General features: G+C 38.3%; 14 protein-coding genes. 4 read left to right on the forward strand and 10 right to left on the reverse strand.

What is annotated here, in order from left to right:
* Positions 1–107 precede the first annotated feature (107 nt).
* The 3 genes from AC4IF5_RS18955 to AC4IF5_RS18965 form a co-directional block, all read right to left on the reverse strand.
* The gene (locus tag AC4IF5_RS18955) at positions 108–431 is read right to left on the reverse strand and encodes a DNA-directed RNA polymerase subunit omega (protein ID WP_027372958.1); all 324 of its coding nucleotides are present in this window, start codon (positions 429–431) and stop codon (positions 108–110) included.
* A 42-nt stretch (positions 432–473) separates the two neighbouring features.
* Complete coding sequence (locus AC4IF5_RS18960) at positions 474–1,469, reverse strand: outer membrane protein assembly factor BamD (protein WP_490737300.1); 996 nt, start codon at positions 1,467–1,469, stop codon at positions 474–476.
* Between the two features lie 103 nt (positions 1,470–1,572).
* Positions 1,573–2,202 (reverse strand): TetR/AcrR family transcriptional regulator, encoded by a 630-nt coding sequence (locus AC4IF5_RS18965; RefSeq protein WP_066693165.1) that lies wholly within the window; start codon positions 2,200–2,202, stop codon positions 1,573–1,575.
* 97 nt (positions 2,203–2,299) lie between these two features.
* Here AC4IF5_RS18965 and AC4IF5_RS18970 point away from each other — a divergent pair, with 97 nt between their 5' ends.
* The 4 genes from AC4IF5_RS18970 (at position 2,300) to AC4IF5_RS18985 (ending at position 5,202) form a co-directional block, all read left to right on the forward strand.
* Positions 2,300–2,926, forward strand: coding sequence for a TatD family hydrolase (locus AC4IF5_RS18970; protein WP_490737302.1), 627 nt, complete (start codon positions 2,300–2,302; stop codon positions 2,924–2,926).
* Complete coding sequence (locus tag AC4IF5_RS18975; protein ID WP_490737304.1) at positions 2,919–3,644, forward strand: tRNA threonylcarbamoyladenosine dehydratase; 726 nt, start codon at positions 2,919–2,921, stop codon at positions 3,642–3,644. Before AC4IF5_RS18970 ends, AC4IF5_RS18975 begins: the two co-directional genes overlap by 8 nt.
* Positions 3,644–4,015 carry a ribonuclease P protein component gene (gene rnpA / locus AC4IF5_RS18980; RefSeq protein ID WP_490737306.1) on the forward strand — a complete coding sequence of 124 codons (372 nt, stop codon included), beginning with the start codon at positions 3,644–3,646 and terminating at the stop codon, positions 4,013–4,015. Before AC4IF5_RS18975 ends, rnpA begins: the two co-directional genes overlap by 1 nt.
* Positions 4,016–4,590: 575 nt before the next feature.
* Positions 4,591–5,202, forward strand: coding sequence for a DUF4126 domain-containing protein (locus AC4IF5_RS18985; protein ID WP_490737307.1), 612 nt, complete (start codon positions 4,591–4,593; stop codon positions 5,200–5,202).
* Positions 5,203–5,240: 38 nt separating this feature from the next.
* Here the strand turns inward: AC4IF5_RS18985 and AC4IF5_RS18990 are convergent, their stop codons facing one another.
* From AC4IF5_RS18990 to AC4IF5_RS19020, 7 genes are all read right to left on the reverse strand, one after another.
* Positions 5,241–7,256 carry a DUF8458 domain-containing protein gene (locus tag AC4IF5_RS18990; RefSeq protein WP_490737309.1) on the reverse strand — a complete coding sequence of 672 codons (2,016 nt, stop codon included), beginning with the start codon at positions 7,254–7,256 and terminating at the stop codon, positions 5,241–5,243.
* A gap of 1 nt (position 7,257) precedes the next feature.
* The gene (locus AC4IF5_RS18995) at positions 7,258–7,812 is read right to left on the reverse strand and encodes an LptE family protein (protein ID WP_490737311.1); all 555 of its coding nucleotides are present in this window, start codon (positions 7,810–7,812) and stop codon (positions 7,258–7,260) included.
* A 51-nt stretch (positions 7,813–7,863) separates the two neighbouring features.
* Entirely contained in the window at positions 7,864–9,153 is a 1,290-nt protein-coding gene (locus AC4IF5_RS19000; RefSeq protein ID WP_490737313.1) for a sigma-54 interaction domain-containing protein, read from the reverse strand.
* 36 nt (positions 9,154–9,189) lie between these two features.
* Complete coding sequence (locus AC4IF5_RS19005; RefSeq protein WP_490737315.1) at positions 9,190–9,987, reverse strand: tetratricopeptide repeat protein; 798 nt, start codon at positions 9,985–9,987, stop codon at positions 9,190–9,192.
* Positions 9,959–10,477 (reverse strand): hypothetical protein, encoded by a 519-nt coding sequence (locus AC4IF5_RS19010; RefSeq protein ID WP_490737317.1) that lies wholly within the window; start codon positions 10,475–10,477, stop codon positions 9,959–9,961. The genes AC4IF5_RS19005 and AC4IF5_RS19010 overlap by 29 nt, the downstream gene beginning before the upstream one ends.
* 4 nt (positions 10,478–10,481) lie before the next feature.
* The gene (gene miaB / locus AC4IF5_RS19015) at positions 10,482–11,924 is read right to left on the reverse strand and encodes a tRNA (N6-isopentenyl adenosine(37)-C2)-methylthiotransferase MiaB (RefSeq protein WP_490737389.1); all 1,443 of its coding nucleotides are present in this window, start codon (positions 11,922–11,924) and stop codon (positions 10,482–10,484) included.
* A 296-nt stretch (positions 11,925–12,220) separates the two neighbouring features.
* Positions 12,221–12,703: a hypothetical protein gene (locus AC4IF5_RS19020; RefSeq protein WP_490737319.1), complete on the reverse strand. Its 483-nt coding sequence runs from the start codon at positions 12,701–12,703 to the stop codon at positions 12,221–12,223.
* Positions 12,704–12,739 lie beyond the last annotated feature (36 nt).

Genomic DNA, 12,739 nt, shown 5'->3' on the forward strand with positions numbered 1-12,739 from the left:
TTGAGATACTAAAATACTTATTTTTTCCCACAATCAGGCTTTAAAACGACAAAGGTCATAAAAGAACTCAATTCCTTTATGACCTTCGTTTATAAAAGCACAGATGATTATTTTCTGTCTTCTGTTTTTCTGAAATAGATATCTTCATTTAACCATTCTTCAATGGCAATTGAAGTTGGCTTCGGAAGCTTTTCGTAATGTTTAGAGATCTCAATCTGTTCTCTGTTTTCGAAAACCTCTTCTAATGTAGAATTGTGAACGGCAAATTCATCCAATTTGTTGTGAAGTTCCGTACGGATCTCCGCATTGATCTGCTCTGCTCTCTTTCCCATGATAACAATAGCTTCATAGATTGAACCTACTTTATCTTCAATCTTATCTTTATCGTAAGTAATTGTATTTACTTCTGCTTTTGTATCTTTTACACTCATTTTGAGAAAATTATTTTATTTATAAGATGGCAAATTTACGAATTATCTTTGAATTTTGAAAGTCGCTGCCGGTGGAGGGGTCTGAAGCGCTGCGCTGTCCCTCTGCATCTGCTTTGCCTGCTTTTCATGACCGATCTGATCCTTGATCTGCTGCTCGGTTTTATTCATTTCCGCCAATTTTTCAGCCTGTTTTTTCTGTCTTGCATTTAAAGCAGCGATTCTTGCTTCGGTCTGCTTCTTTACCACAGCAAAGTTTTGTCTTTCTTTCTCCAGTTTTCCTCTAAGATCCACAGCAGCCTTAGAGTATTCCGTATTAGGAAGTTCTTTCTCTACCAGTTTGGTATAGGTCAATGCGCTTTCTATACGTTCTTCTTTAAGATCAAAAATAGATTTCATTGCCAGCTCATAGCGGGATTTCATGATATAATCATAAATTTTCGGACGAAGCTTTGTACCCGGAAAATCTTCCAGCACATTCTCCAATGCTACATTCGCCGCTTTATATTCACCCATTTTAAAGTACTGACGTCCGTTCTCATAAGCCTTAAACTCTAATTTATAAGACAGCTCGTCAATAAGCTGGGTAATATTCTTAGATCTTTCAGAATTCGGATAGTTGGTCAGGAAGTCCTGAAGCTCGTTGATCGCCAATTCTGTGCTGGACTGGTCCAGGTTGTAATCCATAGATCCTTCATAATAACATAAAGCAGACATATAAGCCGCTTCTTCTGCTCTCGGATCTTTTGGAAAATTGACTGCAAAATTTTTAAACTGATGACCTGCCAACTTATAACTCTTGTCATAATAGTTAGCATAAGCGGTATTGAAGCCCACATTAGGAAAATCATCCGTTCCTGCCACAAGATTAGCAAGTCTGTCGTAAAGCGCCAATGCATTTTTCCACTTTTTCTTAGCAAAATTTTCATTAGCCGCTTTTAAGATAAAATCTTTATCAGCACTCCTCATGGCTCTTTCCTGCTGGCTTACACAAGACGTAACCACTGCTACAGCAAAAAGACCTAAAATATATTTTTTCATATAAAAAATTCAACAGTTTTCGGATTATACAGCCGATTTACTAATTTGCAAAAATATAACTTTTTTGTCAATAGATTTTTTTTTATGAATATTTAACGTAATTTTAGTCTGCAGCGTATCCCAAAATGGCAAAAACACTTAATAAAAGATTCATTCTCACCTTTTTTTCAGCTTCTTTAGCATAAGCTTCTTCATTTTTACTGGGAACGTAAAGCTCATAAAAATTCTTATTCCGGATCACAAATAACGTGGAACCGATGATCATGGTAAGAATATCTTCAGGTTTTGGAGTAAAGGTAAAAACCCCGGAAGCTACTCCTTTCTTAATAACCTCATCCAGCTTTTTGACAAAAAGCTGATAAAAATCCAGCAGCTCGTCTTTCAGGTTTTCTGTATGACGGAGTTCCTGAGTCACAAACCCATGAAAATAATTATATTTGAACAATTGGGAAACGATATATTTGATCATCTCACGCATCTGCATTTCAGGCTTTCCTTCTTTAATGGTATCCGCAAATTCTGAAAAATTTTCCCTGGTCTTCAAAACCCTGTACTGATAGAGGTAAGACATCATTTTCTCTTTAGAACCGAAGTAATAAGAGATCATTGCGACATTAATATTTGCTTTAGAACAGATATCCCTTACAGAAGTTCCCTCATATCCTTTTTTTGCAATCAATTCCTCTGCAATATCAAGTATGTGGATCTGTTTTTCTGTAAATTTTTTTTTCATGAAGTGTACTTTGAGTAAAGTTAAGAAATTTTTAACACATTTATAAACGTTCGTTTAGTAATTTTAAGTTAATTCTAAAATAACACTAATTTTGAGAATGGAATTTTTTGATTTTCACCATCATAAGAAATACATACAAAACGGAATTTACAATCTCGATATAGAGGAAATCCCGCCAGATTTTCCATATTCCATTGGCATTCACCCCAAAGACATTGATATTAATAGCATCGAACAGCAATTTAGCCGGATGAGTAGCATGTTGTTTCAAAGCTGTTTTGCCATCGGTGAATGTGGACTGGATTCCCTGGTTTCTATTGATCAGAAAATTCAGGAGGAAGTTTTTTTAAGACAGATCAGAATGGCCAATGAAATAAAAAAACCCATCATTGTACATTGTGTCAGAAAATTTTATGAGGTAATTTCTTTTAAAAAGAAGGCTGAACAACCCATGATTATTCACGGTTTTAATAAGAAACGTAAAATCGCAGATGATCTTCTTGCCAATAATTTTTATCTGAGTTTTGGAAAAGCTGTTTTGTATAATTTATCTTTGCAGGATATTTTAAAGAATACTCCATTAGACAAGATCTTTTTAGAAACGGATAATGAAGATTTTAATATCGAAGAACTTTACCTTAAAGCTTCAGAAATAAAAGGAATTTCTTTAGAACAACTCAATGAACAAATTTTAGAAAATTTACACACGATAAAAAATGGATAAATACTGGCTGGAGAGAACTGAACTTTTGATAAAGGAAGAGGGACTGGAAAAGCTGATCAAGGCAAACGTTCTTGTGATAGGACTGGGAGGAGTAGGTTCTTTTGCCGCAGAATTCCTGGCAAGAGCAGGCGTTGGAAATATGACCATTGTAGATGGTGATACGGTAGATATTACGAATATCAACAGACAGCTTCCGGCTTTACATTCTACTGTTGGAAAACATAAAGTAGAAGTAGTAGCCGAAAGACTTCTCGATATTAATCCCCAGCTGAACCTCATCAAGATCAATGAGTTCCTGAATCCTGAGAGAATGGATGAAGTGCTTGATGCCGGAAAGTTTGATTATGTTCTGGACTGTATCGACAGTGTAACTCCAAAAATTTGTTTAATAAAGGCTGCCAGAAAAAGAAAGATAAAGGTCATCAGCTCCATGGGGGCCGGGGGGAAAACCGATCCGAGTATGGTCATGGTAAGGGACATCAGCAAAACACATAATTGCTTCCTTGCCAAGCAGGTAAGAAAAAGATTAAAGAAGGAAAAGATCAATAAGGGTTTCAGGTGTGTATTCTCCAATGAAATTCAAAAGGAAGAAAGCCTTAAGATGACCGACGGAAGCAACTTCAAAAAATCATTTTACGGTACCATCAGCTTTATGCCCGCTATTTTCGGACTGTATGCTGCCGCTGAAGTGATCAATTATTTAGTGAAAAAAGATTAATGCAGAATTCCAAATATCCCAGAGCTGAAAAGCTCAAAAAAAACACGGACATCAGTTTACTTTTTGATAAAGGTAAATGGAGAACCAGCGGAAATCTGAGAATCATCATCCTGAAAGACAAACCCACTCTTCCGGTAGAAGCTCCCAGATTCGGAGTTTCTGTTTCTAAAAGATATTTTAAGAAAGCGGTTCACAGAAACCGTATAAAAAGACTGCTAAGGGAGTGCTACCGCCTGAATAAAAGCTTATTTAGAGAAGCTTTTGGTGAAAAGACCATGGCAATGCTGTTCTGGGTTTCCCCACAGATGCCTCCGAAATATCAGGATGTTGAAGCACAGTTTATCAGGCTCTGTGAAGCTCAAAAGAAATAAGAAACGTCTGTGTAAATCCATAATGATTTGTGTTTATCTCGCTGATTGGCTGATGGTGCAGATTTTTTACCACGGATAGCACTGATTTACACGGATCATTGCGCATATATTCTTGCATAAGAATGCATAAACATCTGTAAATGTGGCTGTTTTTCTCTCACTAATTTTGCTGATCTTACAGATTTTTTACCACAGATGACACTGATTTACACAGATCATTACGCATATATCTTACATAATAATATATAAATATTTGTAAATGTGGTTGTTTTTCTCTCGCAGATTTTGCAGATTTTTTACCACAGATGACACTGATTTACACAGATCATTGCGCATATATCTTACATAATAATGTATAAATATTTGTAAATGTGGTTGTTTTTCTCTCGCAGATTTTGCAGATCTTGCAGATTTTTAGCACTGATTTATACGGATAATTGTGCATATTTTATTTGATAGTTTCAGCATTTGTATTCTTTCATAATACTTCGAAGCACGAATCCCATATCCTGGAATCCTTCAAATCTCGCATACTTTTTGTAATTTTAGGGAAAACAATAAATCTGAAAATTAATATGTTAGACAACGTTCCCTATCTTTCTTATATTCTGAGTGCCTTTATCGGTATCGGATTGGCTGCAGCCACAGGCTTCCGGGTCTTTCTGCCCATGTTTATAGTAAGCCTTTCGTCTTATTTCCATTGGATTCCGATGAATGAAAACTTTGAATGGCTCGCAGGGTTACCTACCTTAATAACAACAGGAATTGCGACAATCGCTGAAATTCTGGCCTATTATATTCCTTTTGTAGATCATTTGCTGGATACGGCCTCTATTCCTATGGCTACCGTTGCAGGTTCTATATTATTTGCCAGCCAGTTTGCCGATTTGGGGACTTTTCCACAGTGGGCATTGGCATTAATTGCCGGTGGAGGAACTGCCGCTACCATAAGCTCAGGCTTTGCCGGAATACGGGCCGCTTCTACAGCAACGACAGGCGGTCTGGGAAATTCTGTGGTAGGAACTACTGAAACAGCCGGAGCGGGCATTATGTCTGTTCTTGCAATGGCAGTACCGGTTATTGCAGCAATTGCCGCTATTGTTTTACTGGTTCTGGTAATTGTCTACGGACGGAAAGCATGGAAAAAGCTACGGGGCAATAAAAACACGCCCAAACCTATTAAATAAAAAAAGGTACAATGCTTTGAGACTGTACCTTTTTTATTTTAGTTTTTACTTCTGAAATCTTTGATCTCCTGAATTTTTGATTCGAAATAGTCTTTCTTTCCCGGATTCTTTTTCATCAATATTTCAAATGCTTTGATTGCTTTGGTATAGAGTTTTTGTTCAAAATAAAGGTTGGCAAGTGTCTCTGTCATCAAATGGGAAATATCATCATTTTTTTCTTTCACCACATAGGTGCTTTCCTCTTTTAACTGACTGATTCTTGGGTTATTTTCAATAAAATTTTCAATTGCTTTTTCCTTGATCACCTCCTTTTCCTTTTCAACAGCCTCTTTTCTGTCGATTTTCAGCCAGCTTTGCCATGTATTGATAAATCCGGGAACATTACTGTCAGCCGGAGATTGTGTTTTTTCCTTCATGATAACCTCCTCCTGCACCGTTCTTTCTCCTACAGGTTCCTCTTTATTTTCTTTTTGCTTTTCTTCAACTCTAAGGCTCGAAATATCTGCTCCAAAGAACGAAACATTCATCACGGGAGCTTCTGCTTTTAAAGCAACCCCATCAGGGCTTACCGCATGATCTCCAGTCTTTTCAATCTGCTTATCTGTTTCTTCAGAAATTTCCTCCGCAGCAGGCAAAATCTCTTCATGAGACGCCTCTTCTGCCCCTTCAGATTTCTTATGTTCTGTTTTTATTTCTTCCTCAGCCTCTTCTACACGTTCTTCTTTTACAGAAGGTTCAGCTATAGGGACCGGAGTCTCTGCTGACTTACTGATTAAAGAATCCGGCAGATTAGATTCAACGCTCATCGGTTTCCATGCCGGCTGTACTTCAGAAACTTCTTCCGTGATTTCTTCTTTAGGCTCTTCTTCTTCCGATTTCTGAGCTTCGGGAATTTCTTCCTGCACCGGCTCAGCTTTTACTTCTTCAGCCACAGGAGCTTCTTCACTGGTCGACCAGAAATGGAAACTCTGCGTCTCTGCAAAACTGATCTCATGGTCCAAAGCAGGTTCTGCCTCCTCTCTTTCCTGTTGCGGAACAGATTTGGTCTCCTTCATCTTTTTCTCAACCTCTTCGATCAGACGTCTCATTTCCTCCTCATGTTTGTTTACATTAGATTGGGAAATTTCAGCCGTTCCGGTAACTTCTTCGCTATTGGTCTGTATTTTTACATCTGGCAGGAAAGTATCTGTTCCATGGAAGCTTATTTCTGCATCAGATTCATCCGGTTGCTGTTCTGCTTCTGAAGCTGGAATCTCTTCATTTTCAACAGCCGTTTCAGATGCTATCAGTTCTTCAGGGCTATTTTCTTCAATATTAACCTCAGGCAGTATTGATTCTGTTTCCTGAAAACTTAGGTTTTCTTCTTCTTCAACTTTTGCTTCTTCCGGTTCTGAGGAAATTTCATCTTCATTAATAAGTGTCTCCGGACTAAAGTCTTCACCGGCATTTTCTTCTATTGCCGCTTGTGTTTCCTCTTGTTTCCTCTGAACAGGTTCTGTGACAGCTTCAGGTTTGTGAGTTACCAGCGTTCCTGACTCCAGGGTAGATTCAATATCAATAGTCTCAGAATTTTTTTCATCCAGAAAGTTTTCTTCTCCTTCAAACAGGATCCTGTTGCGTTCTCCATTCACATAGATAGGTTTAATCTCCTGTGAAACAGGCAACAGACAAGCATTATCGTTCTCTTCTGCCTGCTTTTCAGAAGAAACCTCTGATTCTCTTTTAAGCGGAAAGTCTTTGCTTTTATAAGCATACTGAACTGCTTTTTCAACAGACTGTGAAGGCTGTTTTTCTACAACCGGTTCCGGCGTAGGCTCCTGCCTGATCTTTCCGTTGATTAGCTGGTAAAGAATCTTTTTATCTGTGGTATAAGCCGCAGTAATAGAGAGTTCTTTCTGATAATTTTCTTTTTCATACAGATGCACTCCATACAGATGAAGCGCCCTGATATTTTGAATATAAGGAAAAGTGTGAATCTCTTCTTTCAGAAGACTAAGGTCTTCTAACTGAATATTTTTCGGATTTTTTATTAATTCTAAAACTCTTGGATTCATCTTACCAATTCGCTACAATGTCGTTAAATATCTTGTTAATAATCCTTTCAGTCGCAATTTTCACTTGTGAACCTTCGATATCACTTTGTGATAAATCACTGCTAAAAGCTGCTTCGTCAGTATAACTTCTATCAAAGCTGGCCTCCGGTCGTACTTTATTTTCATAATGTACTTTCACCGTAATCGTAAGCTTATTCTGAGCTTGCTGTATCACCCCACCGGCAGAGTTCGTCTGTGTATTGGAGCTGATCGTAGTAGGGGTAATGGAATAGTCTGTAATTTCCCCTTCTATCAGAATATCAGGATTTTCTTTTGTTCCTTTCAACGTTGTTCTCTGCAGAAACCGGTTCTGAATATCAGTAGAAAACTGTTGTGACAATGCAGGATTCACAAGTGGTGCATTATTCGGAAATTCATTGATCTGAATCGTCTTTTCATCTGTCAGGGATCCTCCCCCCGTAAAGCTGTAGCATGAATTTAAAATTCCCAGTAATGCCAAAAGCACTCCTGCCAGCATCGACTGCCTCAGACTCATATTTTTGATCTTGATATTCATTTTTTATTTATTTCGTATGATTAAACCCGTATTTCATTAATTATCAAGGTTTTAATCTTCCAGATTATACTGTTTTATTTTTCTATATAAGGTTCTCTGTGAGATACCCAATTCATCTGCGGCTCTGTTCCTACGGCCTTTATGCTTCTCCAACGCTTTGATAATCAAATCTTTTTCATTATTCTGAAGAGAAAGGGATTCCGGTCTGTTTTCTTCCACTTCAATATCCTCGACATCTTCGTAGCTGTCTTCAGGCGTTGAAATGATGGTAGGGGTCTGAACAGCCGGAGCATCATTATTTTTCTCAAAATACAGCAAAGACCCTGAATTGGCCTGTGGCTGGCTTTCCTGAGTATAAATCCTGTTGATCAGGTTTTTCTCATGACTGCTTAGATCTCCTGCACCTCTGTTCTTGATCAATTCCGAAGTTAAGGATTTTAAATCATTAATATCATTTCTCATATCGAAGAGAATTTTATACATGATCTCTCTCTCGCTTCCGAAATCATTCTGCTTGGGCGTGTTCGGTGTATTCACCACCATCGGAAGATGGGTTTCCATCGGAATATACTCTGCAAGTTTTTCTGCCGTTATATTTCTGTTTCTCTCTACAACGGTCATCTGCTCAACAAGATTTCTCAATTGACGCACATTTCCCGGGAAAGAATAGCTTTCAATATAGTGTACGGCACTGGGTTCCAGCTCCAGCTCAGGCATCCTGTACTTTTCTGCAAAATCTATTGCAAATTTTCTGAACAGCAAATGGATATCCCCTTTTCTTTCTCTTAAAGGCGGCATATCGATCTGAACGGTATTCAAACGGTAATACAGATCCTCACGGAATCTTCCGTCATGAATAGCCTTCATCATATTGACATTGGTAGCTGCCACAATTCTTACATTGGTCTTCTGTACCTGTGAAGAACCTACTTTCATAAATTCACCGCTTTCCAGAACTCTTAAAAGGCGAACCTGGGTCTGTAACGGAAGCTCTCCCACCTCATCCAGGAAGATCGTTCCACCATCCGCCACCTCAAAGTATCCCTTTCGGGTTGCAGTGGCCCCTGTAAAGGCTCCCTTTTCGTGCCCGAACAATTCGGAATCTATAGTTCCTTCAGGGATTGCCCCGCAATTGACAACGATATAAGGCTGATGTTTTCTTCTTGATTCTGAATGGATGATCTTCGGGATAAATTCTTTTCCCACTCCACTTTCTCCAATCACCAGTACGGAAATATCTGTAGGAGCGACCTGGATCGATTTTTCCAAAGCCCTGTTGAGTGCCGGAAAGTTCCCGATAATTCCGAAACGGTTTTTTATGTTTTGTAGCTCGTTGCTCATAAGTAAATTTTTGATTATTGATTTAATGTTGATGATCTACAGTTCTTCAATCTGTTTTCTGTAGATTTTGTTAAAATGATGAGTATAGACGTCTTTCATCGTCTTTCCTTCATCGTACGTTTTCAATGCCAACGTTTTTAAATCCAAATAATCTTTGTTTCTGATCTTAGAAACTTTACTTTTAAAATATATGTTCTCAGCAAAGTCGTATTCTTTGCCTTGATTTTCAAAATTTTCAAGGGCTTTGTCATACCTTCCCAACTCAAAATAAGTGACTCCCAGCTGGTAATGATCAAACATCCCTTTTACATAACCTCGTGTAGCCAGCAGCTTCTCTACTATTCCTGCAGCCTTCACCTTCTGCCCTAAAGCACTGTAAGACATAGCTCTCACTACATCTAAATGATAATCCCCGTTTAAGGATCTTCCTAAATCTTCAGGATAATATTTCTGAAATTCTTCCAGATCCCGAATAGCGCCTTTATAGTCGCCCAAAAACTGAAATTTGCACCAGCCTCTGTAGCCAAGATGCATTTTGGGATTTAAGGCAACAGCCCTATCAATTAAGATTTTCCAGGTCGCAAAATCTCCGTTTTTAAGATAGGGAACCGCTTTTTCCATATAGGAATTGGAAAAATCCGGGCAAAGTTCAATCGCTTTGTCAAATCCTTCCTGGGATTCCGCAGAGCCCTGTAAATCTGAAGCCCAGTTGTATAACTCACAAGCTTTTTTACAGTCCTCTCCCTCTACTGCATTACAGTTGACCTGTGCAATAGTATTGGTATAAACTATAAGTAATAAAAAGCTAAGGTAATACCTCTGAAACTTTTCCATTTTCAATTTTATAGGTTAAATACTGATAATAATCTACTTTTAAACCTTCTATCTCCTTCTGCATCCAGCCATCCAGTGATTTTGTGAATGTAAGCAGCCTATTTTCCAATTCTTCATCCAAAACATCGTCCATCAGATCTGAACTCATATGCTTCAGTCTGAACAGTCCTGCTTTTCCTTCACAATTTACTAAAAATCTTATGGTAATATAACCATTGATCTTCTTTTCGGAATATATGTTTTCTTTTTTAAGCTTTTCAACAATCGCTATTTTTTCCCCTTTATAACTAAACCCTTTCGCCCCATGATAATACTGAAAGCTAAAAGGTCTGCTTTTTCCTGCTCCACACTTTTGAAAACCAACTTCATCCAGCTTTTCATCAAAAGCAATATCTCCTACAGTATCCGGATATTTGCTTATCCTTTTCTCTACCTGACAGGAAATGAGAACAAAAGAAAGCAGTGTGAAAAGATAAATAGCTTTTATCAAAATCTTAGTTTAGCTCTACCGTTCTCCCTAAAAGTGTGCCTTGGGTATTGTCATGAACAAAAACGTCCACAATGTCACCTATTTTCTGGCCAGGAAGCTTATCGAAAACGCATACCGCATTCTGAGAGTTTCTTCCTTTCCACTGATTTTCATTTTTCTTGGAAATTCCCTCGATCAGGATCTGATGTACTTTTCCAACATAAGATTTCATTCTCATCCTGGAAAGCTCTCCCTGTAAAGCAATCACCTCAGCAAGGCGTCTCTGCTTCACATCAGCCGGAATATTGTCCTCCATCTTTTTGTGTGCAGGTGTTCCCGGTCTTTCCGAGTAGGCAAACATATAACCGTAGTCATACTCCACCTCTCTCATCAGACTTAATGTATCCTGATGATCTTCTTCTGTCTCATTGCAGAAACCAACGATCATATCCTGGGAAAAGGCCACTTCAGGAACAATTTCCTTCGCTTTTTTAATAAGCTCCAGATATTCCTCACGGGTATGCTGTCTGTTCATTGCTGCAAGCATATTGTTGCTTCCGCTCTGTACAGGAAGGTGTACATATTTACAGATATTATTGTGCTTTGCCATCATTCTGAATACATCCAGGCTCATATCCTGAGGATTGGAAGTTGAGAACCTGATTCTCATTTCAGGAACTGCTTTAGCTACCAGATCAAGCAACTGTGCAAAATTCACAGCAGTAGCTTTCTGCATTTCGGAAGCTTTGGCAAAATCTTTTTTAGGACCGCCTCCATACCACAGGTATGAGTCTACATTTTGTCCTAAAAGGGTAATTTCTTTGTATCCGTTATTGGCCAGATCTTTACATTCTTCAATGATAGAGTGCGGGTCACGGCTTCTTTCTCTTCCTCTGGTAAACGGCACAACACAGAATGTACACATATTATCACAACCTCTGGTAATGGTAACAAAGGCTGTAACTCCGTTCCCCCCTAAACGTACAGGGTTAATGTCCGCATAAGTTTCTTCTTTAGAGAGAATAACGTTGATCGCATCTCTGCCATCATCCGTCTCTTTCAAAAGATTCGGCAGATCTCTATATGCATCCGGGCCAACGACAAGGTCAACCAGCTGTTCTTCTTCCAGAAATTTGGTTTTCAACCTTTCCGCCATACATCCCAGAACGCCTACCGTCATATTCGGTTTTTCTTTCTTCAGATTTTTGAACTGGGAAAGACGCATTCTTACGGTCTGTTCAGCTTTTTCACGGATAGAACAGGTATTCAACAGGATCAGATCTGCTTCTTCGACTTTCATCGTTGTATTGTAGCCCTGTTCGTTAAGAATAGATGCAACAATCTCGGAGTCAGAGAAGTTCATCTGACAACCATAGCTTTCTAAGAACAGTTTCTTAGAATTTTCCGGTCTTTCGGCGATGGCAAAAGCCTCGCCCTGTTTTGTTTCGTCTATATATTTTTCCTGCACAATAATCAATTTAGGGTTCATAATTTAAAATTACGAACAGATGAGTCTGCAAAGATACAAAATATTGTGACAGAATGTCAGCGTAAATATTTTAACAAAATCCTAAATCAGATAAATTTTGAAAAGGATTATCAACCTGAATATCAATTCCTGTTTCCGGCTGCCACTTTCCCTTTTGAAAAGCTAATCTTATTCTCAGAAATTCTGCTTTCCGGTTAAACTTCAATCGGAGCTTTTTTGCTGCCTGAGAAAAGCCTTCCCCATTTAGATAAAATTAAAAGGTATTTTTTCCTCCATTAATCAATATCTGCTGAAATAGAAGAGAAGTTCATCTTAACTTTTATCTGTGAAGCTACAGGTTGTCCGTTACAAGATGCCGGAGTCCAGTTTTTCTTGATTCTTCTTACTACATACTGCATATCATCAAAGAAAACTTCACTATTGGTAACTTTAGGAGAACCTGTAACATCAATCACCTTTCCACCGGCATCGATTGCCAAGGTAAATGTAAAATCTCCTGCTAATGCGTAGAAATCCGAATTCAGATAAGCATACATATACTTAGTCAGCATTTTCTTATATTCTGCAATACCGCCTTCAAATCCTGCGGGCTTAAAATCATTACACTTAACGGCAACCTGCATAAAAGGTTCTTTAATATCTATCGTTAAAAGATTTTTATTACTTTCTCTGATAAAAGAGTCATCCCGTTCTTCCTGATCCTGGGCAAATGAAAAATTGACAGCACATAAAGCCAGGAATAATAATATAGTTCTCATAATTTTGATATTACTAATAATAAACAAAGGTAAATA

This window comes from Chryseobacterium sp. UF-290 (assembly GCF_058245615.1).